This is a genomic window from Pseudomonas cyclaminis (assembly GCF_015163715.1).
Classification (GTDB): Bacteria; Pseudomonadota; Gammaproteobacteria; order Pseudomonadales; family Pseudomonadaceae; genus Aquipseudomonas; species Aquipseudomonas cyclaminis.
Genome location: NZ_JADDUM010000026.1, coordinates 1 through 21,363, shown reverse-complemented (window position 1 = coordinate 21,363; position 21,363 = coordinate 1). Strand labels below are relative to the sequence as shown.

The following is a 21,363-nucleotide window of genomic DNA, read 5'->3' as shown; positions in this document are numbered from 1 at the left end:
GGAATTTTGCGTTACAATGCGCCACCGTGCCGACCTGTGAGTCGCAAAGTTCCAGCCGAGGTGTTCCATGGATATCATCGAAACGATCAAAGAGCAGATTGCCAACAACACCATTCTGCTTTACATGAAGGGCGCTCCGAACGCTCCTCAGTGCGGTTTCTCCGCGAAGGCTTCCCAGGCTGTGATGCAGTGTGGCGAGAAGTTCGCTTACGTGGATATCCTGCAGAACCCTGAAATCCGCGCCAACCTGCCAAAGTACGCCAACTGGCCGACATTCCCGCAACTGTGGGTAGCCGGTGAGCTGGTTGGCGGTAGCGATATCATCACTGAAATGGCAGCTGATGGTTCGTTGCAGACGCTGATCAAAGACGCAGCGGCAAACGCGGCGGCCAAGACCGACGCCTGATTCGCCTGCAATAAAAAGCCCCGCTTCTCGTGAGAGAGCGGGGCTTTTTTACGCCTGCGAGAGCGGTTTATTCACCCATCTGCGATTGCAGGTAATTTTCCAGGGTGACCTTGTCGATCAGGCCCAATTGGGTTTCCAGCCAGTCGATGTGCTCTTCCTGGTCTTCCAGGATATCTTCCAGCAGTTCGCGGCTGCCGAAGTCGCCCTGAGCTTCGCAGTGAGCGATGGCGGCCTTGAGGTCGCTGTGGCTCTTGCGTTCAAAGCCCAGGTCGCTGCCGATCATTTCCTGGGTGTGCTCGCCGATGTTCAGCTTGCCCAAGTCCTGCACGTTCGGCAGGCCTTCGAGGAACAGGATGCGCTTGATCAGCGCGTCTGCGTCCTTCATGGCCTTGATGGATTCTTTGTATTCGCGCTTGCCGAGCTTTTCCAGGCCCCAGTCGTCATACATGCGCGCATGCAGGAAGTACTGATTGATCGCGACCAGTTCATTGGCAAGGATTTTGTTGAGTTGCTGGATGACTGAGATGTCGCCTTTCATGACTGGGGTCCTGCCCTGTAATAGCTGTGTATAGGGCGGAGTTTGAGCGGCGAAAACTCTAGTGTCAAACCTAAGTTATTGAATAATAAATGAAAATTAATCGGAATAAGAATGTTTGTGTTCCGCGTCTTGACGCTAACTAATTGAATTACAGGCATAAAAAAACCGGACACTAAGTCCGGTTCTTTAAAACACGCTGTTTTAAGCGTGTGTAAATTCTGCTGAGTAGGGGAGCGCGGCCTGGGCTGTCTGCAGCTGCGTCAGGGTTTCCCGAACCACTTGCTTGGCGAGGCAGGCACATTTGCCACATTGGCTGGCAACGCCGGTGGTTTCACGCACTTCCTTGTAGCTGCAGCAACCTTCATAGATTGCTTCGCGGATTTGTCCGTCGGTGACGCCAGTACAGAGGCACACATACATAGGGAGAACCGTCGCGGGTCTAAGGCTTGAGTGCGATGGATCTTAATGTTAACGAGAATGATTGTCAAAGTAGATTCTGTCTTTGTCTGGTCAGAATGATTACCCGCTGACGAACGGTTTTTTCCCGAGCCGTGTATGATGGTCGGTCTTCACGAAGCGTGATCCCGTCACAGCGTTGTCGTTTACCCACGACACACTGGAAGGGATCCTTTTACTTCAAGTCACCACCATCAGGAGATACCCAATGAGCGTACTCGTCGGCAAACAAGCCCCGGATTTCGACGTACCAGCCGTCCTCGGCAATGGCGAAATCGTAGACAGCTTCAAGCTGTCTGAAGCCATCAAAGGCAAATACGGCCTGGTGTTCTTCTACCCGCTGGACTTCACCTTCGTCTGCCCTTCGGAGCTGATCGCTCTGGATCACCGCATGGACGATTTCAAGGCGCGTAACGTTGAAGTGGTTGCTGTTTCCATCGACTCCCATTTCACCCACAACGCCTGGCGCAACACCGCCATCAACGATGGCGGCATCGGCAAAGTCAAATACACCATGGCTGCCGACATGAAGCACGACATCGCCAAGGCCTACGACGTTGAGTCCGAAGGCGGCGTGGCGTTCCGTGGCGCGTTCCTGATCGACGACAAGGGCGTTGTCCGCTCGCAGATCATCAACGACCTGCCGCTGGGCCGTAACATGGAAGAGCTGATCCGCCTGGTTGACGCGCTGCAATTCCACGAAGAGCACGGCGAAGTCTGCCCAGCCAACTGGAAGAAAGGCGACAAAGGCATGAACGCTTCGCCAGAAGGCGTTGCGGCTTACCTGACCGAGAACGCTGGCAAGCTGTAAGCCAGATTCGCGGTGAAAAAAAACCGGCCTGTGAGGGCCGGTTTTTTTTATGTGCGGGTTTTGACTTGTAGTTGTGGTGAGCGAGCAAGCTCGTCTCGCCACAACAAGCCCGTTCGGGTCAGTCTCAGTCGCCGAAGTCTTCCCAACCGCCCATCTGCTTCCAGCGGTTGACGATGCCGCAGAACAGATCAGCGGTCTTCTCGGTGTCGTAGCGCGCCGAATGGGCTTCACGACCGTCGAAGTCGATACCGGCGGCCTGGCACGCCTTGGCCAGTACGGTCTGGCCATAAGCCAGGCCAGCCAGGGTGGCGGTGTCGAAGCTGGAGAACGGGTGGAACGGGTTGCGCTTCATGTCCAACCGCGCCACGGCGGCGTTCAGGAAGCCCAGGTCGAAGCTGCTGTTATGCCCCACCAGGATCGCGCGCTTGCAGCCATTGGCCTTCAATGCCTTGCGCACGCCACGGAAGATGTCGGTCAGTGCGGCTTCTTCGCTGACGGCCATGCGCAAGGGGTGATCCAGCTTGATCCCGGTGAACTCCAGGGCTGCCGCTTCGATGTTGGCACCTTCAAACGGCTCGACGCGGAAGAAATGGGTGTGTTCTGGATACACGAAGCCCTGTTCATCCATGCCGATGGTCGTCGCGGCAATTTCCAGCAGCGCATCGGTGGCGCAATTGAAGCCGCCGGTTTCTACGTCGATAACGACAGGCAGGTAGCCGCGGAAACGTTCGGCCATCGGATGGCGCGAGCCACCACCACCGCCGTGTTCCTGGTCGTCATCGTAATGGTCTTCACTCACTTGCTTTCCTCCAGCAGGCGCCAGCGCAGTGTTTCACCGGCGCGCAGCGGGATAACGGTCAGCTCGCCAAATGGCAGGCTGGCAGGGGCGGTCCAGTCTTCCCGGACCAGGGTGATGCGGTCGGTATTCGCCGGCAGGCCATAGAAACGTGGGCCGTTGAGGCTGGCGAAACCTTCGAGTTTATCCAGGGCGTTGCGTTGCTCGAACGCTTCGGCGTACAGCTCGATGGCGGCATACGCGGTGTAGCAACCGGCACAGCCACACGCGGCTTCCTTGGCGTGCTGGGCGTGGGGTGCCGAGTCGGTGCCGAGGAAGAACTTCGGGTTACCGCTGGTCGCGGCATCCAGCAAGGCCACCTGGTGGGTATTGCGCTTGAGGATCGGCAGGCAATAGAAGTGCGGCCGAATCCCGCCCACCAGCATATGGTTGCGGTTGTAGAGCAGGTGATGCGCAGTGATGGTTGCGCCGACGTTGGCCGAGGCCTCCGTGACGAACTGCACGGCATCGGCTGTGGTGATGTGCTCGAACACCACCTTCAGGGTTGGGAACAGCTCGACCACGCGGCGCATGTGCTCGTCGATGAAGATCTTCTCGCGATCGAATACATCCACATCACCCCGGGTGACTTCACCGTGGATCAGCAGTGGCATGCCCACTTCGGCCATGGCTTCGATGGCGGGCAGGATCTTATCGATGCTGGTCACGCCGGAATCGGAGTTGGTGGTCGCGCGGCCGGGTACAGCTTGGCGGCGTGTACATAACCGCTGGCCTTGGCCTCGCGAATTTCTTCGGGCTGGGTGCGGTCGGTGAGGTAGAGCACCATCAATGGTTCGAAGCGGCTGCCGGCCGGTCGTGCAGCGAGGATTCGCTGGCGATAGGCATCGGCTTCAGCGGCGTTACGCACCGGTGGTACCAGGTTAGGCATGATGATGGCGCGGCCAAACGTGCGCGCTACATCGGCCACGGTTTGGGGCAACGCAGCACCATCGCGAAGATGAATATGCCAGTCGTCGGGACGCAGCAGGGTCAGGCGGTCGGACATTGGGGATTCCAGGCGGGTCAATCTGGTGGGAATGCTACCGGAAAAGACTCTTGCAGGCACTCGCTATCAAGTTTTGCAGGATGCATCCGATAGCCTTTCGTATGCCTTATCGATGTATGACGCTTTGAAGTGTTGTAGAAACCAGTGGAGCCTCCCGTGCGCCAGCATTATCTAGCCCTGCTCAGTGTGTTCGCCAGCCTGCCTGCAATGGCCCTCACGTTCCAGACACGTCTGGAGAATATTGAGTGGAAGGTGGAGGGTGACAAGTTCGAGTGCCGCCTGACCCAGCCGATCACCGATTTCGGTTCGGGTGAGTTCGTGCGCCGGGCCGGTGAGCAGGCGACATTCCGCCTGAAAGCCTATAACGGCTCGCTGGGCTCAGGATCCGCCACCTTGTTGGCTGCTGCCGCGCCCTGGCAGCCTGGTCGTGGCGACATCAATCTCGGTGCCGTGCGTGCTGGCAGTGGCGATGTGCTGTTCAACAGCTCCCAGGCCCAGGCCGGGCGCCTGTTCAATGGTTTGCTCGATGGGCGCTCGCCTACCGTGCGTCACTACGGACGCGAGGGCGGCTATTCAGAGATTCGCCTGCTGCCGGTGAAATTCAACAAAGCCTACAGCGACTATCAGCTGTGCACGGCCAAGTTGCTGCCGATGAATTACGATCAGGTCAAGCAGACCGAAGTCGGCTTCCCCGGTGGCGGTATCGAGCTGGACGCGGCGGCCAAGCAGAAGCTGGCGGTGATTCTCGAATTCATGAAGGCGGACCCTACCGTCAACCATATCGAATTGAATGGTCACTCGGACAACAGCGGCAATCGCCTGAGCAATCGCGATGTATCACGGCGCCGTGCACTGGCAGTGATGGACTACTTCAAGGCCAATGGCATCCAGGAATCCCAGGTCACCCTGCGTTTCCATGGCGAAAGCTACCCCTTGGCGCCCAACACCAACGCCGCCAACCGGGCCCGTAACCGCCGGGTCAATATTCAGCTTGAGCGGGTCGCTGCCCCCGAAAAACCGGCACCCCAGGCTGCCGGGCCGAGCAATCCGGCGCACACCTCTTAAGGGGCGGCCGACGGTCGCCCCCTCGACATAATCTGTCGCTTTATCTTCATTTGCTGTCGCGCCCCTGTAAATTCACGGTTTTGGTCGGTAGAATCGACGCCTTTCCGTACAACCCCGTGGAGTGATGGCATGGCCGACGTAAACAAGGTCGTTCTCGCGTATTCCGGCGGCCTGGACACTTCGGTGATCCTCAAGTGGCTGCAGGATACTTATAACTGTGAAGTGGTGACCTTCACCGCTGACCTGGGTCAGGGCGAAGAGGTCGAACCTGCACGTGCCAAGGCGCAAGCCATGGGCGTGAAAGAGATCTACATTGACGACCTGCGCGAAGAATTCGTCCGCGATTTCGTCTTCCCGATGTTTCGCGCCAACACCGTCTACGAAGGCGAGTACCTGCTGGGTACCTCCATCGCACGTCCGCTGATCGCCAAGCGCCTGATCGAAATCGCCAACGAAACCGGCGCCGACGCCATTTCCCATGGCGCCACCGGCAAGGGCAACGACCAGGTGCGTTTCGAGCTGGGCGCCTACGCACTCAAGCCTGGCGTGAAAGTGATTGCCCCTTGGCGTGAATGGGACCTGCTGTCCCGTGAAAAGCTGATGGATTACGCTGAAAAGCACGCAATCCCGATCGAGCGTCATGGCAAGAAGAAATCCCCGTACTCGATGGACGCCAACCTGCTGCACATCTCCTATGAAGGCGGCGTGCTGGAAGACACCTGGACCGAGCACGAAGAAGACATGTGGAAATGGACCGTCTCCCCGGAGAACGCTCCAGACAAGGCCCAATACCTGGAACTGACCTACCGCAACGGCGACATCGTCGCGCTGGACGGCGTCGAAATGACTCCGGCCACCGTGCTGGCGACCCTGAACCGTATCGGTGGCGAACACGGCATTGGCCGTCTCGACATCGTCGAGAACCGCTACGTGGGCATGAAGTCCCGTGGCTGCTACGAAACGCCAGGTGGCACCATCATGCTGCGCGCTCACCGCGCCATCGAGTCCATCACCCTGGACCGCGAAGTGGCTCACCTCAAAGACGAGCTGATGCCCAAGTACGCCAGCCTGATCTACACCGGTTACTGGTGGAGCCCGGAGCGTCTGATGCTGCAACAGATGATCGACGCCTCCCAGGCTCATGTGAACGGCGTTGTGCGCCTGAAGCTTTACAAGGGCAATGTGATCGTTACCGGGCGCAAGTCCGATGACTCGCTGTTCGATGCCAACATCGCCACCTTCGAAGAAGATGGCGGCGCCTACAATCAGGCGGATGCAGCAGGCTTTATCAAGTTGAATGCACTGCGCATGCGCATCGCTGCCAACAAAGGCCGCTCGTTGTTCTGAGTGTTTAGCCGGTTGTGAAGAGTGGCCCCTTGTTTTCAAGGGGCCATTTTTTTTGCCCGGGAATTTTAAATACGTCGGTGTTATTCACCGCTGTTTAAACTCAGTGTTCAAACTTTTTGGAAACTCAATTTTTTGATTGCTGTGCGTTATCTGCGTGTTTTTTGTAGGGGGAATGAATTTTTTACATATGTGTAGGAACCAGTCTTACAGATAATTCACTCATGTAGTTGTGAGGAGTATGTAAAAGACACATGAGTCTGTAGGAAATAAGGATGTAAATAAATATGTTAAATGGAACTGAAACTGTTGATTTTTTTACACCTGCCTGCGCCTCTGCGGTCGATGTGCAAGGGGCATTTCCTGATAGTGGTGTGCAGCACGGTTACCTTGTGTCGGGGTTGCCATGGAGATTTCACTCAAAATATGAAAAATGCCGGAAAGGTCTGAAAGGCTCTATAAAACTGGAAACATCCAGGTCTGTGTTTTTTTTGTAGGGCATTTCCTTTATCGCTGTGGGGTGGGTCTCTGCTTGCTCTTGCTTGGGGGGGAGCGCTATGCCAACTAGCAAACGACTAGGCTATTGTGCTTGCTCTAAATAATTCGAACAGCGAAATTGGACTTTCTCATGAATAAAGTGCTGATCGTGGATGATCATCCGTCATTCGTCTTGCTGTGCGTATGCTAATGGAACGCCATGGTTATGAGGTCGTTGCCGAGACCGATAACGGTGTCGATGCGTTGCAACTTGCACGGGAGCATATGCCGGACATTGTCATACTGGATATTGGGATTCCCAAACTCGATGGCCTGGAAGTTATTTGCCGGCTGTCATCTACCAAGCAAGCAATACCGTTCAAGGTGCTGGTGCTCACGTCGCAGGCCCCTGGTCATTTTTCCATGCGCTGCATGCAGGCCGGTGCTGCCGGCTATGTGTGCAAGCAACAGGACCTGACCGAGTTGCTGAGCGCGATCAAGGCAGTGTTGTCGGGCTACAGCTACTTTCCAAACCAGGCACTCAACTCGGTACGCTCCACCATGGGCAATGCCAGCGAGGCCGATATGGTCGAGCGTTTGTCGGGTCGGGAAATGATGGTGTTGCAGCAATTGGCACGGGGTAGAACCAACAAGGAGATCGCCGACGGAATGTTCCTCAGCAACAAGACAGTCAGCACCTATAAGACCCGCCTGCTGCTCAAGCTCAATGCTCGCTCCCTCGTGGACCTGATCGAGCTCGCACAGCGTAATGGCTTGGTATAGAGGGGGGGGCGCCTGCACACAGTCCGGGATAGTCGGTATAAAAAAGCCTCCGTCAGGGAGGCTTCCGGCCGTCTACCGCTCCTCAGAGGTCGAAGTCGTAGTCGGCCAGTTGTTTTTGCAAGCGTCGTTCTTCCAGAAGATTGTCGATAGTGCGGCGTTTGCTTAGATTCGTCTTGGCCACCTCAGCGACAGGTGCTTCTGCTCCATCGTCATCCGATTCTACGAGGTCGTCTTCCACATCCAACTGTTCTTTGTCAGTGCTCATAACGTTAACTCCGGAGTAAGACTGCCGTTGGCGCTCCTTATAACGATAATCCATGGATGGGTAAAAAAGATTTTTTCAATCGACTGATCGCAAAAACCAATGGGCCCTCAATCGTCCGACGTCTTTTCCTTGTATTCGCACAGGTCTTCGATGCGGCAGCTGCCGCAGCGTGGCTTGCGTGCCTGGCACACGTAACGCCCGTGCAGGATCAGCCAGTGGTGGGAGTCGAGCAGGTAGGGCTTGGGGACAAATTTCATCAACTGTTTTTCCACTTCAACCACGTTCTTGCCGCGGGCAATGCCTGTCCGATTGCTGACCCGGAAAATGTGGGTGTCTACGGCCATGGTCAGTTGTCGGAATGCCGTGTTGAGCACCACGTTGGCGGTTTTGCGGCCTACACCCGGCAGGGCTTCCAAGGCTTCGCGGGTTTGCGGCACTTCGCTGCCATGCAGTTCTACCAAAAGGCGGCAGGTCTCAATGACATTCTTGGCCTTGCTGTTGTACAGGCCGATGGTCTTGATGTACTCCGACAAACCGTCCACACCCAGGGCATAGATTGCCTCCGGTGTGTTTGCCACGGGATACAGCTTGGCCGTGGCCTTGTTGACGCCAACGTCCGTGGACTGGGCCGAGAGGATCACCGCAATCAGCAACTCGAACGGCGAGGAGTAGGCCAGTTCGGTCTTGGGTTCCGGATTGTCTTCGTGAAACCTGCGGAAAATTTCCAGGCGTTTTGCGGCGTTCATCGGGCGTAGGGTTCCTTGCAGGCGATCAGCGTGGTTTCGAATAGTGGGTCGAGGCCTGGATCCGTGCGAGCAGCGACCCGAGTAGCATAAACCCGACAGGTCTCAATGGGGCGTCGGCAATGGCGACCAACCACCCCAGAGCGCGTCAGTCACCATGGGCATCTAACTGGCGCTGGGCCTCATCGAGCTTGTTTTTTGCATCGGCCAGTTGTTGTGCATCACCCTGTTGGTCCTGGGCTTTCTTCAGTGCTGCGCGGCGCATCGCCACCTGGATCTTGGCGCGTTTGAGGGCGGCGTTGCTGTTGATGGGGAGCGGCGCCGCGAGCGTGTTGTTCTGGTCCAAGGCGGCCAGTGCCTGTTCTGCTGCTTCGAACTGCTGTTGCAGAACGATCAATTGTGACTGCTGCTCAAAAGTTGGCGGATGCCCAAATGCCTTCAGCGATTTGTGTAATTGGGCGCGACTCATTGCAACGCTGATCTTGGCTTTCTTGATCGACGCATCCCTTGCAGCCTCATGTGTATCCAGCTGTGCGGCAGGCTCCGGTACCACGCGTCTGGCCCTGGCCAGGCGTTCGGCGAGCTTGTGCTCTTCTTCCCGTTGCAAGCGCGCGTTACGCTGCTCGAAGCGCCGCCGTGCTCGGTTGCGCTTGATTTCACGGTCATGACGTTCTTCGTCGTTAGCCGCCAGGCCACCTACGATAGGCAGCACGGTGATTGGCGGGCGCATCTCGATACAGTCCACCGGACACGGTGCGACGCACAGGTCACAGCCCGTGCACTCATCGATAATCACCGTGTGCATAAATTTGGCGGCGCCAACGATGGCATCTACCGGGCAAGCCTGGATGCACTTGGTGCACCCGATGCACTCGGCCTCGCGGATGTACGCAACCTGCGCTGGCGCCTCGCCACGGCTGGTGTCCAGGTCCAGCACCGGTACGCGCAGCAACCGTGCAAGGCCTGCAATGGTTTCCTGCCCGCCGGGCGGGCACTTGTTGATTGCCTCGCCATGCGCGATGCCCTCGGCGTAAGGCTTGCAACCCGGGTGCCCGCACTTTCCGCATTGGGTCTGCGGCAGCAGTGCGTCGATACGTTGAATCAGATTCATGGGGTGATCATTGGCGAGCCGGTTAAACAAACAGGGCCTGATTATCCGGCAAGCGAGAAAGGGGTACTAGCTGAAAAGCCCTGTCGCCGAGACGACAGGGCTGGTTTGCAGGGTTACTTGATGCGCTGACCCGGCTTGGCGCCGCTATCGGGGCTCAGCAGGTAGATCTCTTCACCGCCAGGGCCGGCCGCCATCACCATGCCTTCGGAGATGCCGAACTTCATTTTGCGTGGCTTGAGGTTGGCGATCATCATGGTCAGGCGACCATCGAGCTTGGACGGGTCCGGATAGGCGCTCTTGATCCCGGAGAACACATTGCGCTGCTCGTCACCGATATCCAGGGTCAGGCGCAGCAGCTTGTCGGCACCTTCCACGGCTTCGGCCTTGATGATCAGCGCAACACGCAGGTCAACGGCGGCAAAGGCGTCAAACTCGATTTCCGGAGAAAGCGGGTCCTTGGCCAGCTCACCATTGCCCGCTGGCGCAGCCGAGCCGGTGTCGGTCTGGCTGGCGGCCAGGTCTTCTTTCGAAGCGTCGGTCATGGCCTGGACTTTTACCGGGTCGATACGGGTCATCAGCGGCTTGAACTCGTTCAACTGGTGGTTGCTGAGCAAGGTGGTGTGGTCGTTCCAGGTCAACGGGGCGACGTTGAGGAATGCCTCGGCGTCGGCCGCCAGCAATGGCAGCACCGGTTTGAGGAAGATCACCAACTGGCGGAACAGGTTGACGCCGGTGGCGCAGATCGCCTGGACTTCTGCCTGCTTGCCTTCCTGCTTGTTCAACGACCACGGGGCCTTGTCGGCGATCCAGGCGTTGGCGCGGTCGGCCAGGCCCATGATCTCGCGCATGGCGCGGGCGAAGTCGCGGGCTTCATAGGCGTCGGCGATGCTTGGCGCGGCGGCCAGGAACGCGTCGGTCAGTTCCGGTGCGGCATTTTCCGCCACCAGTAACCCGGCATTCCCCTTGTGGATGAAACCGGCGCAACGGCTGGCGATGTTGACGACTTTGCCCACGAGGTCCGAGTTGACCTTCTGTACGAAGTCTTCCAGGTTCAGGTCGAGATCGTCGACGCCACGGCCCAGCTTGGACGCGTAGTAGTAACGCAGATATTCCGGCGACAGGTGGTCCAGGTAGGTGCGCGCCTTGATAAACGTGCCACGGGACTTGGACATCTTCTGGCCGTTGACCGTCAGGTAGCCGTGCACGGCAATCCCGGTCGGCTTGCGGTAGCCCGAACCTTCGAGCATCGCCGGCCAGAACAGGGCGTGGAAGTTGACGATGTCCTTGCCGATGAAGTGGTACAGCTCGGCGGTGGAGTCCTTGCCCCAGAACGCGTCGAAGTCCAGCTCCGGCGTGCGGTCGCAGAGGTTCTTGAAGCTGGCCATGTAGCCGATCGGCGCGTCCAGCCACACATAGAAGTACTTGCCCGGCTCATCCGGGATCTCGAAGCCGAAGTACGGTGCATCGCGGGAGATGTCCCACTGTTGCAGGCCGGCATCCAGCCATTCGGCGATCTTGTTCGCCACGGCTTCCTGCAAGGTGCCACTGCGGGTCCAGGTTTGCAGCATCTGCTGGAAATCCGGGAGTTTGAAGAAGAAGTGCTGGGAATCCTTGAGTACCGGCGTGGCGCCGGAGATTGCCGACTTCGGATCCTTCAGGTCAGTCGGCGCATAAGTGGCACCGCATTTTTCGCAGTTGTCGCCGTACTGGTCTTCAGTGCCGCATTTCGGGCAGGTGCCCTTGATGAAGCGGTCGGCCAGGAACATTTTCTTTTCCGGGTCGAAATACTGAGTGATCGAACGCTGGGCAATGTGCCCGGCATCACGCAACTTGAGGTAGATCTGGCTCGACAGCTCACGGTTTTCTTCGGCGTGAGTGGAGTGGAAGTTGTCGAAGTCCACCAGGAACTCGGCAAAGTCGGCGCTGTGTTCAGCCTGCACGTTGGCGATCAGTTGTTCCGGGGTGATGCCTTCCTTTTCGGCGCGCAGCATGATGGCCGAACCGTGGGCGTCGTCCGCGCAGACATAAATGCATTGGTTGCCGCGATGCTTCTGGAAGCGCACCCACATATCGGTCTGGATGTACTCAAGCATATGGCCAAGATGGATAGAACCATTGGCATAGGGCAGGGCGCTGGTGACGAGGATCTTGCGTGGCTCGGACATGGGGCTCGGCTACTTGATGAAACGGAGGTCGGCCACTATAAAGCGCCGGGAAATTTATTTCACCCCGTGGTGCTGTTTCAGAATTTTCCGCGCCTTCGAAAGCGTGCCGTTCAGCGGCCGGAACGGTTAGGATAGCCGCCTGTTTCAGTCAGTCTTTTTTCGGGAGTAGCCCATGAGCGCCGTGAATCGCGCAGCGGTGGAAGCCGTTCTTCGCCAGTACACCGACCCCTATTTGAATCAGGACCCGGTCAGTGCCGGCTGTGTGCGTGCCATCGAGGTCCAGGGCGATCAGGTGTCAGTCCAGTTGGAACTGGGCTATGCCGCCGGTCTGTTCAAGAGCGGCTGGGCGCAGATGCTGCAAATGGCTATCGAAGGCCTCGACGGCGTTCGTTCAGCCAAGGTCGACATCCAGTGCGTGATCGCGCCGCATAAAGCCCAGGCACAGATACCGGGCCTGGCTAATGTCAAGAACGTGATCGCCGTGGCGTCCGGCAAGGGCGGCGTGGGTAAATCCACCACAGCGGCCAACCTGGCCCTGGCCCTGGCCCGTGAAGGCGCCCGGGTGGGCATCCTTGACGCCGATATCTATGGCCCGAGCCAGGGCGTGATGTTCGGGATTGCCGAAGGTACGCGGCCGAAGATCAAGGATCAGAAGTGGTTCGTGCCCATCGAATCCCTGGGCGTGGAAGTCATGTCCATGGCGTTCCTGACCGATGAAAACACGCCGATGGTGTGGCGTGGACCGATGGTTTCCGGCGCCTTGCTGCAATTGGTTACGCAGACCGCTTGGGGCGACTTGGATTACCTGGTCATCGACATGCCGCCAGGCACTGGCGATATCCAGCTGACCCTGGCGCAGAAAGTCCCGGTGGCTGGCTCGGTGATCGTGACCACGCCCCAGGATCTGGCGCTGCTCGACGCGAAAAAAGGCGTGGAGATGTTTCGCAAGGTCAACATCCCGGTGCTGGGCGTCGTGGAAAACATGGCCGTGCACATCTGCTCCAACTGCGGTCACGCCGAGCACCTGTTTGGTGAAGGCGGCGGCGAGAAGCTGGCGACCCAGTACGGGGTTGAATTACTGGCGTCGTTGCCGTTGTCGATGGCAATTCGTGAGCAGGCCGACGGCGGTAAACCTACCGTAGCGGCCGAGCCGGACGGTCAGCTTGCCATGGTTTATCAGGAGCTGGCCCGTCACGTAGGCGCGCGGATCGTATTGCAGGAAGCGGCGGCACCGGCCATGCCGACCATTACCGTCAGCGACGACTGAAAGGGTTGAAGGGCAAAAGAGCCTCGCGTTGTCGGGGCTTTTTCTTGTCTGCGCAAGGTGAAGGTGGGGCTGCGTGCGCTTTTACTCAGTCGTTCGTGTAAGCATTAACTTACTTTCGCGTAAGTGTTCGGTTTTTTTATCAGATCTTTACGGCTCTAAATGTCGAAAGATATTCCTATATGTTTGAAATATAAGGCATATTTTTTGGCGTATTGAGAGCGTGACCCTGTGGTTGGGCGTCGTGTGTCCCGTTGAACTTCCCCGGGAACTCTCTAACATCAGCCCTGTGTCCACGGATTGACACAGCCATCAAGGAACGATGGCTCAGGGAACGTCGCAGGATGCGATTCATCAGGATGATGAAAAGGAACACAGGGACTAGGGAAAAAATGTGGGCGGGTCATACCGCCCCTTTTTTTGCCTGCGAAAAAGTAAATGCTTGCCCCGGAATGCAAAAAAGGCCCCTGAGGGCCTTTTTTCGTTGGGCAGCGGCGCTTTAGCGCTCTAGTTGCTCAATCTTGTCGGGTTTGCCCTCCCACTCAGCGGCATCCGGCATCGGATCTTTACGCTCCGTGATGTTCGGCCACACGTCTGCCAGTTCGGCGTTCAACGCAATGAACTGCTCCATGCCCGCAGGCACTTCATCCTCGGAGAAAATAGCAACGGCCGGGCATTCTGGTTCACACAGGGCGCAGTCAATGCACTCATCCGGGTGGATAACCAGGAAATTCAGGCCTTCGTAGAAGCAGTCCACCGGACACACTTCGACGCAGTCGGTGTACTTGCACTTGATGCAGTTGTCGGTAACGACGAAGGTCATTTCTAATTTTCTCCTCAGGCGGCGGCGGCGAAACCCTTTACGGCAGGGCTCGCGAGGTTCGGGAGCGATAGTCTGCAGGCCAGGCTAAAAGCCTGCAGCATCCCAAACCGCGCGAGAGTCTACCAGCTTGCAAGCGTCTGCGTTATATCCGAACCTGCAGTGCATATAACATTTCGAGCGCTTTACGCGGCGTCAAGCCGTCCAGGTCAAGCTTTGCCAGCTCATCCAACACCGGGTGGGGCAGGCTGGCGAACATATCGCTCTGGTGCGGCGCGGCGGGTTTGCTGCTGGCTTTGACCGGGCTGGCGACCACCGTTTCGTGGGGCAGGGCCGTGGTTTCCAACCGACTGAGGTGTTCGCGGGCCCGCAGGATCACGTCGTTCGGCACACCGGCCAGTTGCGCCACCGCCAGGCCGTAGCTCTGGCTCGCCGGCCCAGGCAGTACGTGGTGCAAGAACACGATGCGCTCGTTGTGCTCGGTGGCATTGAGATGCACGTTAGCCACCAGCGGCTCGCTTTCCGGCAGTACCGTCAGTTCGAAATAGTGGGTGGCAAACAGCGTATAAGCCCGCAGATGCGCCAACCGCTCGGCTGCCGCCCATGCCAGGGACAGGCCATCGAAGGTGCTGGTGCCACGACCCACTTCGTCCATCAGCACCAGGCTGCGTTCGGTGGCATTGTGCAGGATGTTGGCGGTTTCGCTCATTTCCACCATAAAGGTCGAACGGCCACCGGCCAGGTCGTCGCTGGAGCCGATTCGGGTGAAAATGCGGTCGACCAGGGACAGCTCGCAACTGGCTGCGGGTACAAAGCTGCCGATATGCGCCAACAATACGATTAAGGCGGTCTGGCGCATGTAGGTGGATTTACCGCCCATGTTCGGACCGGTGATGACCAACATGCGGGTGTCATCGTCGAGCGACAGGTCGTTGGCGACGAACGGCGTGGTCAACACCTGTTCCACCACCGGGTGGCGCCCCTGCACGATGCGCATGCACGGCTCGCTGACAAAACGCGGGCAGTTCAGGTCAAGGTTCAGCGCACGTTCGGCAAGGTTGCTCAAAACATCCAGTTCCGCCAGGGCGGCGGCAGTGTCTTGCAGCGGCGCCAGTTGGCTGATCAGGTCTTCGAGCAAGGCTTCATAGAGCATCTTTTCGCGAGCCAGGGCGCGGCTCTTGGCCGACAGCGCCTTGTCTTCGAACTCTTTGAGCTCCGGCGTGATAAAGCGCTCGGCGCCCTTGAGGGTCTGGCGGCGTTGATAGTCGATAGGTGCCGACTCGGCCTGCTTGCTTGGCAGCTCAATAAAGTAGCCGTGTACGCGGTTGTAGCCGACCTTAAGGTTGGCCAGGCCGGTGCGGGCTTTTTCGCGGGCTTCCAGGTCGATCAGGAACTGCCCGGCGTTCTCGCTCAGGGCTTGCAGTTCATCCAGTTCACTGTCGTAACCCGTCTTCAATACACCGCCATCACGGATAATCGCCGGCGGGTTGTCGATGATGGCCTTTTCCAGCAGGGCTGCCAGCTCCGGGTAGGTGCCTGCGGTTTCGGCCAACTGCTGCAGGTGCGGCGTGTCCAGTTCGGTCATTGCCACTTGCAACTGCGGCAGGGCACTGAGGGCATCACGCAGGCGTGCGAGGTCACGAGGGCGCGCATTGCGCAAGCCGATCCGCGCCAGGATTCGCTCGATATCGCCGATTTCCTTGAGCTGCGGTTGCAGCTTTTCGAAGCGATAGCCATCCAGCAGGCAGGTAATAGAGGTCTGACGCGCTTGCAGCACCGTCAGGTCCCGCAACGGACGGTTCAACCAGCGCGTCAGCAGGCGGCTGCCCATGGCGGTCTGGCAACGGTCGACCACCGATTGCAGGGTATTGTCACGCCCGCCTGACAGGTTGGTGTCCAGTTCCAGATTTCGACGGCTGGCGCCATCGAGCACCACCGTGTCGTCCAGGCGCTCATGGCGCAGGCTGCGCAAATGCGGCAGGGCAGTGCGCTGGGTTTCCTTGGCGTAGCTGAGCAGGCAACCGGCAGCGCCGATGGCCAGGGTCAGGGTCTCGCAACCGAAGCCCTTGAGGTCTTGCACCGAGAACTGCTGGCACAGGCTTTTCAGCGCGGAGTCCCGCTCAAAATCCCACGGCGCACGGCGCTTGGTCCCACGGCGTTTCTCGGCTGGCAAGTCTTTCGGCCAATCATCCGGGATCAACAACTCCACCGGATTGATGCGCTCCAACTCCGCCAGCAAGTTCTCCCAGCCCTTGATCTCCAGCACGCTGAAATTGCCGCTGGTAATGTCCAGCACCGAAAGGCCGAACAAACGCTCATCGCCCAGCACCGCGGCGATCAGGTTATCGCGACGCTCATCCAGCAACGCTTCATCACTCACCGTCCCCGGCGTGATAATGCGCACCACCTGACGTTCCACCGGCCCTTTGCTGGTGGCCGGGTCGCCGATCTGCTCACAGATCACCACCGACTCACCCAGCTTCACCAGCTTGACCAGGTAACCTTCCAACGAATGGTATGGAATCCCACACATCGGAATCGACTGCCCCGCCGACTGCCCACGCGCGGTCAGGGTAATGTCCAGCAGCTTGGCGGCCTTCTTCGCGTCTTCGTAGAAGATCTCGTAGAAGTCGCCCATGCGATAGAACATCAACTGATCAGGGTGCTGGTTTTTCAGTCGCCAGTACTGCTGCATCATTGGTGTGTGGGAGGACAGATCGGAAGTGTTCTTACTCATCAGATAGTTAGCAAATTCGTTGGAAGGAGTGGGGCAAAGGTGGGGCACTTGGCCCTGCTGATTTTGCGATGGCGGCAAGGTTAACACGCGAGGTCGGGGCTTCGCAGGTCGCAAGCGGATAGGTGAAAGGCTGAAATAAATGCTAAAAGATGCATTTTTGCATTTGCCAACCCAAAAAACTCCCGTCACTATCCGCGCTATGCAAAAACGCAACGTTTCTATCGTCTTACGAGAACTGCTGGACCGCGACCGGATCTCCCCCACGGAGCTTCACCGGCGCACTGGCGTACCTCAATCCACGCTGTCCCGGATCCTCAGCGGCAAGATCGTTGACCCCTCGGACAAGCACATCTCACGCATCGCCGAGTACTTTCGCGTCAGCACCGACCAGTTGCGCGGACGCGTAGCCATCGGCGCCTTGCGCGAAGACCTGCGCGACCCAACACATTCGGAACTCAAGGACATTAGCCTGTGGGACGACGACACGCCCGTTAATGATGACGAGGTGTCGATCCCTTTTCTGCGTGAGGTTGAATTGGCTGCTGGATCAGGAAGATTCGTCATTGAGGAAAGCGAGAAGGCCAGCTTGCGTTTTGGAAAACGCAGCCTGCGGCATAACGGTGTGCAGTTCGACCAGGCCAAGTGCGTGACAGTGCGCGGCAACAGTATGTTGCCAGTGCTGCGCGATGGCGCAACGGTCGGGGTGAACGCGGGCAAGAGCGGGATTGGCGATATCGTCGATGGTGATTTGTACGCTATCAATCACAACGGCCAACTGCGGGTGAAACAGCTCTATCGCCTGCCTTCCGGGATTCGCCTGCGCAGTTTCAATCGTGATGAGCATCCGGACGAAGACTACAGTTTCCAGGACATCCAGGATGAGCAGATCAGCATTCTCGGTCATGTGTTTTGGTGGGGCATGTACGCCCGTTGACCTCCCTGTGTAAGACAAAGCCCGCCAATGCGCGGGCTTTTTTTCGCCTGCTTCAACAGCGTCAAACCCTTTGTCCACCAAGCTCTCAATGCGCTAGCGCATTTATTGATCAAAAATAAATGCATTAACGCATTGACTGTATATGCATACATGCATATTCTTCAATTCAAGCCAGCCAACAAGGTGGTGGAGGCGGCAAGGATGCTGCCATGGAAGACAGGGAAGGCACGCAACATCGGCAAGGACGCCATCGAAGCGATGGCAAGGACGCCAGGCAACAACGGCAAGGACGCCGACGCTCTTTAGTTTCAAGGTTTTACTCATACCAATAAGGACCGCATTACTGAAAAGCCTTGGTAACCGGGCTTTTTGGAATGCCTACCAACACGTGGAATTACCCAGACACCGGCGGTTGCCGGCATTGCTCAGCCAGGAGGCGTGACATGACAAACGAGCAGCAAGTGTTAGCAGAACTGCCTGTCTGGCTGGTGATCGTACTGGCCCTGATCGGCGGTGTATCCGGCGAAATGTGGCGTGCCGACAAAGAGGGCGCCCGTGGCTGGTCCCTGATGCGGCGCCTGGCGCTGCGGTCCGGGGCGTGCATGGTTTGCGGGGGCTCGGCATTGATGCTGTGCTACGCCGCAGGTATGTCGATCTGGACCGCCGGCGCAATCGGTTGCCTCACTGCCATGGCGGGGGCTGACGTCGCTATCGGCCTATATGAACGTTGGGCGGCCAGGCGCATCGGGGTCAATGAGCCCCCATCCTCTCGCCCGGATCAGCAGTAACCGCTGCAAGGACGTCACGTAATGACACTTCTCGAAAAACCTACTCAACTGCCTGCGGCGATTGGGGACGCGCTGAAGAGCGCCTTCCCACAATTGCGTGTAGGCAATCATCAGGACTTTACCAGCGCCGAGGAAAAGACCGGCGTGTTGATCAGCATGGAGCGCAGTGGCCCCGCCTTGCGCTCCCGTGAAGGGCGCAGGGCACATGCCTTGTCGATCTCACTCAGGGCCACGGTCGCCAGCGCGTCGGCACCCTTTGGCGCTTGCGACCTGGCCAGCCAACTGATGGACCTGGTCCTGGATAACCGCTGGGGCCTGCCGTCGGATCAGTGCGACCGGCCCACGTCCATCGTCGCCGCGCCGTGCCCATTCAACAGCGCCGAAGCGGACTACTGCAGCTGGACGGTTTCCTTCACCCAAATACTCTACCTCCCAGGTATGTGCGCGCCGTCGCCGTCAGTCTCTCGATTCAGTCGGTCACTTGCACGTGCGATTGGCTCCTGTAGGGTAGGCCAATCCCCGCTCACCTCTGGAGACGACCGTGAAGGAAATCACTCAACTGGCTGCCGAACTGGGCCGCCGTCTACAGGTGCTCAATGCACACGTCACCACGGCGGAGTCCTGCACCGGTGGAGGTATTGCCGAAGCTATTACACGGATTCCCGGGAGTTCGGCGTGGTTTGAAGCGGGATACGTCACTTACTCCAATCGGCAGAAAACCCGGCAGTTGAATGTGCCGCAAACATTGTTTCCAAAAGTGGGCGCCGTCAGTCAGGAAGTGGTGGAGGCGATGGTGCGCGGTGCCCAGGAAAAAAGCCTGGCCCGATTCGCTGTGGCAGTCAGCGGCGTGGCCGGGCCCGACGGTGGTTCGCCTGATAAACCGGTGGGCACAGTGTGGTTGGCCTTCGGCGTGGGCGACGAGGTCACGGCCGAGCTTGAGCACTTCCCCGGCAACCGCGACGAGGTCCGCCGACAAACGGTAAAGGCTGCGCTAGAGGGCTTGTTGCGACGAGCTGCAGCAGAAATAGAAAATCAGGGGTAGGCGATCTACGATCTTTGTGGAACAATACTGTCTACTTATACAGGTGTTGGCCGCCCCGGCCTTATTGATTACGTGAGGACTTTAATGGACGACAACAAGAAGAAAGCCTTGGCTGCGGCCCTGGGTCAGATCGAACGTCAATTCGGCAAGGGTGCCGTAATGCGTATGGGCGATCACGACCGTCAGGCGATCCCGGCTATTTCCACTGGCTCTCTGGGTCTGGACATCGCACTCGGCATTGGCGGCCTGCCAAAAGGCCGTATCGTTGAAATCTACGGTCCTGAATCTTCCGGTAAAACCACTCTGACACTGTCGGTGATTGCCCAGGCGCAAAAAATGGGCGCCACTTGCGCGTTCGTCGATGCCGAGCACGCCCTGGACCCTGAGTACGCCGGTAAGCTGGGCGTCAACGTTGACGACCTGCTGGTTTCCCAGCCGGACACCGGTGAGCAAGCCCTGGAAATCACCGACATGCTGGTGCGCTCCAACGCCATCGACGTGATCGTGGTCGACTCCGTGGCAGCCCTGGTACCCAAGGCTGAAATCGAAGGCGAAATGGGTGACATGCACGTGGGCCTGCAAGCCCGTCTGATGTCCCAGGCGCTGCGTAAAATCACCGGTAACATCAAGAACGCCAACTGCCTGGTGATCTTCATCAACCAGATCCGTATGAAGATCGGCGTGATGTTCGGTAGCCCGGAAACCACCACCGGTGGTAACGCGCTGAAGTTCTACGCGTCGGTCCGCCTGGACATCCGCCGTACGGGTGCGGTGAAGGAAGGTGACGAGGTTGTTGGTAGCGAAACCCGCGTTAAAGTCGTGAAGAACAAAGTTGCTCCGCCTTTCCGTCAGGCTGAATTCCAGATTTTGTACGGCAAGGGTATTTACCTGAATGGCGAGATGATCGACCTGGGTGTACTGCATGGCTTCGTCGAGAAGTCCGGTGCCTGGTATGCCTACAACGGCAGCAAAATCGGCCAGGGCAAGGCCAACTCGGCCAAGTTCCTGGCAGACAACCCGGATATCGCCGCCACGCTTGAGAAGCAAATCCGCGACAAGCTGCTGACCGCAGCACCCGACGTGAAAGCTGCTGCCAACCGCGAGCCGGTTGCAGAAGTGGAAGAAGCCGATACTGACGTCTGAAGCAAACGATGACTGTTGTACTGGATACACTCGTCGCCGTTCGGCGCACTGCGATGGACCTGCTCGCTCGCCGCGAGCATGGGCGAGTCGAGCTGACGCGTAAGCTGCGTCAGCGCGGCGCAGACCCTGAGATGATCGATACGGCCCTTGACCGTTTAACGGAAGAAGGGCTGCTGTCCGAATCCCGTTACCTCGAAAGTTTTGTCTCCTACCGAGCCCGTTCCGGTTATGGCCCTGCGCGTATTCGTGAAGAGCTGAGCCAGCGTGGCCTGCAACGTGCCGATATCGACCTCGCCCTGCGTGAGTGTGGGATCAGTTGGCAGTCGCAGTTGGAAGACACTTGGCGTCGCAAGTTCTCTGGCCATCTGCCGATCGATGCCAGGGAGCGTGCGAAACAAGGCCGCTTCTTGAGTTACCGTGGATTTTCGATGGAGATGATCAGCGCTTGCTCAGCGGCCGAGACATGGACGACTGAAACCGTGTTAAACGCGCTTGTCATGTTGTACAGGCTCGTTGTGATAAGCGGGCTTGCTGTGGTGAGCGGGCTTGCCCCGCGCTGGCTGCGTAGCACCCCAATCAACTCACCGCTCACTTCAACTGAAACGCCCCCCAAAAAGAGCCCACTATGAA

General features: G+C 58.2%; 20 protein-coding genes and 3 pseudogenes. 13 read left to right on the top strand and 10 right to left on the bottom strand.

The features are described 5' to 3' along the window. The first annotated feature begins 67 nt into the window (after nucleotides 1-67). A complete protein-coding gene (gene grxD, locus IQK56_RS03555) occupies nucleotides 68-406 on the top strand; it encodes a Grx4 family monothiol glutaredoxin (protein WP_032891789.1) in 339 nt (112 codons plus the stop codon). A 67-nt stretch (nucleotides 407-473) separates the two neighbouring features. On the opposite strand, the gene bfr is transcribed toward grxD, so the two are convergent. Beyond that, nucleotides 474-944: a bacterioferritin gene (bfr, locus tag IQK56_RS03550; protein WP_017526353.1), complete on the bottom strand. Its 471-nt coding sequence runs from the start codon at nucleotides 942-944 to the stop codon at nucleotides 474-476. A gap of 201 nt (nucleotides 945-1,145) precedes the next feature. Continuing rightward, nucleotides 1,146-1,364, bottom strand: coding sequence for a bacterioferritin-associated ferredoxin (locus IQK56_RS03545; protein ID WP_010564137.1), 219 nt, complete (start codon nucleotides 1,362-1,364; stop codon nucleotides 1,146-1,148). Between the two features lie 244 nt (nucleotides 1,365-1,608). On the opposite strand from IQK56_RS03545, the gene IQK56_RS03540 reads away from it, so the two are divergent. Further along, nucleotides 1,609-2,211, top strand: coding sequence for a peroxiredoxin (locus tag IQK56_RS03540; protein ID WP_003172097.1), 603 nt, complete (start codon nucleotides 1,609-1,611; stop codon nucleotides 2,209-2,211). A 124-nt stretch (nucleotides 2,212-2,335) separates the two neighbouring features. Here IQK56_RS03540 and rnt read toward each other — a convergent pair whose 3' ends face one another. Together rnt and pyrC are read right to left on the bottom strand one after the other, a co-directional pair. Further along, nucleotides 2,336-3,010, bottom strand: a complete 675-nt coding sequence (gene rnt / locus IQK56_RS03535; RefSeq protein ID WP_122309848.1) for a ribonuclease T — start codon at nucleotides 3,008-3,010, stop codon at nucleotides 2,336-2,338. Next, nucleotides 3,007-3,837: a dihydroorotase gene (gene pyrC / locus IQK56_RS03530; protein ID WP_341869480.1), complete on the bottom strand. Its 831-nt coding sequence runs from the start codon at nucleotides 3,835-3,837 to the stop codon at nucleotides 3,007-3,009. The genes rnt and pyrC overlap by 4 nt, the downstream gene beginning before the upstream one ends. Before the next feature lie 371 nt (nucleotides 3,838-4,208). Here pyrC and IQK56_RS03525 point away from each other — a divergent pair, with 371 nt between their 5' ends. The 3 genes and pseudogenes from IQK56_RS03525 (at nucleotide 4,209) to IQK56_RS03515 (ending at nucleotide 7,721) form a co-directional block, all read left to right on the top strand. Continuing rightward, nucleotides 4,209-5,117: an OmpA family protein gene (locus tag IQK56_RS03525; protein ID WP_193862811.1), complete on the top strand. Its 909-nt coding sequence runs from the start codon at nucleotides 4,209-4,211 to the stop codon at nucleotides 5,115-5,117. A gap of 129 nt (nucleotides 5,118-5,246) precedes the next feature. Beyond that, a complete protein-coding gene (locus IQK56_RS03520; protein WP_049709749.1) occupies nucleotides 5,247-6,464 on the top strand; it encodes an argininosuccinate synthase in 1,218 nt (405 codons plus the stop codon). A 625-nt stretch (nucleotides 6,465-7,089) separates the two neighbouring features. Continuing rightward, a pseudogene (locus IQK56_RS03515) lies at nucleotides 7,090-7,721 on the top strand (response regulator). A gap of 82 nt (nucleotides 7,722-7,803) precedes the next feature. Here the strand turns inward: IQK56_RS03515 and IQK56_RS03510 are convergent. From IQK56_RS03510 to metG, 4 genes are all read right to left on the bottom strand, one after another. Beyond that, on the bottom strand, nucleotides 7,804-7,986 hold the full coding sequence (locus tag IQK56_RS03510; RefSeq protein ID WP_150674832.1) for a PA3496 family putative envelope integrity protein: 183 nt from the start codon (nucleotides 7,984-7,986) through the stop codon (nucleotides 7,804-7,806). 107 nt (nucleotides 7,987-8,093) lie between these two features. Then, entirely contained in the window at nucleotides 8,094-8,732 is a 639-nt protein-coding gene (gene nth, locus IQK56_RS03505; protein ID WP_150674831.1) for an endonuclease III, read from the bottom strand. Between the two features lie 145 nt (nucleotides 8,733-8,877). Then, nucleotides 8,878-9,840: an electron transport complex subunit RsxB gene (gene rsxB, locus IQK56_RS03500; RefSeq protein WP_193862813.1), complete on the bottom strand. Its 963-nt coding sequence runs from the start codon at nucleotides 9,838-9,840 to the stop codon at nucleotides 8,878-8,880. Nucleotides 9,841-9,953: 113 nt separating this feature from the next. Continuing rightward, complete coding sequence (metG, locus tag IQK56_RS03495; RefSeq protein WP_122305184.1) at nucleotides 9,954-12,005, bottom strand: methionine--tRNA ligase; 2,052 nt, start codon at nucleotides 12,003-12,005, stop codon at nucleotides 9,954-9,956. Between the two features lie 172 nt (nucleotides 12,006-12,177). Between metG and apbC the strand changes: the two genes are divergently transcribed. Next, entirely contained in the window at nucleotides 12,178-13,272 is a 1,095-nt protein-coding gene (gene apbC, locus IQK56_RS03490) for an iron-sulfur cluster carrier protein ApbC (RefSeq protein WP_122305185.1), read from the top strand. Between the two features lie 496 nt (nucleotides 13,273-13,768). On the opposite strand, the gene fdxA is transcribed toward apbC, so the two are convergent. Then, nucleotides 13,769-14,092 (bottom strand): ferredoxin FdxA, encoded by a 324-nt coding sequence (gene fdxA / locus IQK56_RS03485; protein WP_193862815.1) that lies wholly within the window; start codon nucleotides 14,090-14,092, stop codon nucleotides 13,769-13,771. 142 nt (nucleotides 14,093-14,234) lie between these two features. Next, nucleotides 14,235-16,826: a DNA mismatch repair protein MutS gene (mutS, locus tag IQK56_RS03480; protein ID WP_193862817.1), complete on the bottom strand. Its 2,592-nt coding sequence runs from the start codon at nucleotides 16,824-16,826 to the stop codon at nucleotides 14,235-14,237. Nucleotides 16,827-17,025: 199 nt separating this feature from the next. Here mutS and IQK56_RS03475 point away from each other — a divergent pair, with 199 nt between their 5' ends. The 7 genes and pseudogenes from IQK56_RS03475 (at nucleotide 17,026) to recX (ending at nucleotide 21,208) form a co-directional block, all read left to right on the top strand. Then, on the top strand, nucleotides 17,026-17,760 hold the full coding sequence (locus IQK56_RS03475) for a LexA family transcriptional regulator (protein ID WP_193862826.1): 735 nt from the start codon (nucleotides 17,026-17,028) through the stop codon (nucleotides 17,758-17,760). A 27-nt stretch (nucleotides 17,761-17,787) separates the two neighbouring features. Beyond that, nucleotides 17,788-18,066: a hypothetical protein gene (locus tag IQK56_RS03470; protein WP_193862828.1), complete on the top strand. Its 279-nt coding sequence runs from the start codon at nucleotides 17,788-17,790 to the stop codon at nucleotides 18,064-18,066. Between the two features lie 137 nt (nucleotides 18,067-18,203). After that, nucleotides 18,204-18,548, top strand: coding sequence for a phage holin family protein (locus IQK56_RS03465; protein ID WP_193862819.1), 345 nt, complete (start codon nucleotides 18,204-18,206; stop codon nucleotides 18,546-18,548). A 21-nt stretch (nucleotides 18,549-18,569) separates the two neighbouring features. Beyond that, nucleotides 18,570-18,980, top strand: a pseudogene (locus IQK56_RS31005) (hypothetical protein); the annotation flags it as partial. A gap of 109 nt (nucleotides 18,981-19,089) precedes the next feature. Next, nucleotides 19,090-19,590 (top strand): CinA family protein, encoded by a 501-nt coding sequence (locus IQK56_RS03460; protein ID WP_122305192.1) that lies wholly within the window; start codon nucleotides 19,090-19,092, stop codon nucleotides 19,588-19,590. 84 nt (nucleotides 19,591-19,674) lie between these two features. Then, nucleotides 19,675-20,733, top strand: coding sequence for a recombinase RecA (gene recA / locus IQK56_RS03455; protein ID WP_032891767.1), 1,059 nt, complete (start codon nucleotides 19,675-19,677; stop codon nucleotides 20,731-20,733). A gap of 8 nt (nucleotides 20,734-20,741) precedes the next feature. Continuing rightward, a pseudogene (gene recX, locus IQK56_RS03450) lies at nucleotides 20,742-21,208 on the top strand (recombination regulator RecX). The last annotated feature ends 155 nt before the right edge of the window (nucleotides 21,209-21,363 follow it).

What these genes read in the sequence shown, in the direction of transcription:
- grxD (WP_032891789.1), top strand. Translation starts at nt 68, where the DNA reads ATGGATATCATCGAAACGATCAAAGAGCAGATTGCCAACAACACCATT.
- IQK56_RS03475 (WP_193862826.1), top strand. Translation starts at nt 17,026, where the DNA reads ATGCAAAAACGCAACGTTTCTATCGTCTTACGAGAACTGCTGGACCGC.
- IQK56_RS03545 (WP_010564137.1), bottom strand. Translation starts at nt 1,364, where the DNA reads ATGTATGTGTGCCTCTGTACTGGCGTCACCGACGGACAAATCCGCGAA.
- IQK56_RS03465 (WP_193862819.1), top strand. Translation starts at nt 18,204, where the DNA reads ATGACAAACGAGCAGCAAGTGTTAGCAGAACTGCCTGTCTGGCTGGTG.
- fdxA (WP_193862815.1), bottom strand. Translation starts at nt 14,092, where the DNA reads ATGACCTTCGTCGTTACCGACAACTGCATCAAGTGCAAGTACACCGAC.
- apbC (WP_122305185.1), top strand. Translation starts at nt 12,178, where the DNA reads ATGAGCGCCGTGAATCGCGCAGCGGTGGAAGCCGTTCTTCGCCAGTAC.
- IQK56_RS03540 (WP_003172097.1), top strand. Translation starts at nt 1,609, where the DNA reads ATGAGCGTACTCGTCGGCAAACAAGCCCCGGATTTCGACGTACCAGCC.
- recA (WP_032891767.1), top strand. Translation starts at nt 19,675, where the DNA reads ATGGACGACAACAAGAAGAAAGCCTTGGCTGCGGCCCTGGGTCAGATC.
- nth (WP_150674831.1), bottom strand. Translation starts at nt 8,732, where the DNA reads ATGAACGCCGCAAAACGCCTGGAAATTTTCCGCAGGTTTCACGAAGAC.
- IQK56_RS03520 (WP_049709749.1), top strand. Translation starts at nt 5,247, where the DNA reads ATGGCCGACGTAAACAAGGTCGTTCTCGCGTATTCCGGCGGCCTGGAC.
- metG (WP_122305184.1), bottom strand. Translation starts at nt 12,005, where the DNA reads ATGTCCGAGCCACGCAAGATCCTCGTCACCAGCGCCCTGCCCTATGCC.
- bfr (WP_017526353.1), bottom strand. Translation starts at nt 944, where the DNA reads ATGAAAGGCGACATCTCAGTCATCCAGCAACTCAACAAAATCCTTGCC.
- IQK56_RS03510 (WP_150674832.1), bottom strand. Translation starts at nt 7,986, where the DNA reads ATGAGCACTGACAAAGAACAGTTGGATGTGGAAGACGACCTCGTAGAA.
- rsxB (WP_193862813.1), bottom strand. Translation starts at nt 9,840, where the DNA reads ATGAATCTGATTCAACGTATCGACGCACTGCTGCCGCAGACCCAATGC.
- IQK56_RS03470 (WP_193862828.1), top strand. Translation starts at nt 17,788, where the DNA reads ATGCGCGGGCTTTTTTTCGCCTGCTTCAACAGCGTCAAACCCTTTGTC.
- mutS (WP_193862817.1), bottom strand. Translation starts at nt 16,826, where the DNA reads ATGAGTAAGAACACTTCCGATCTGTCCTCCCACACACCAATGATGCAG.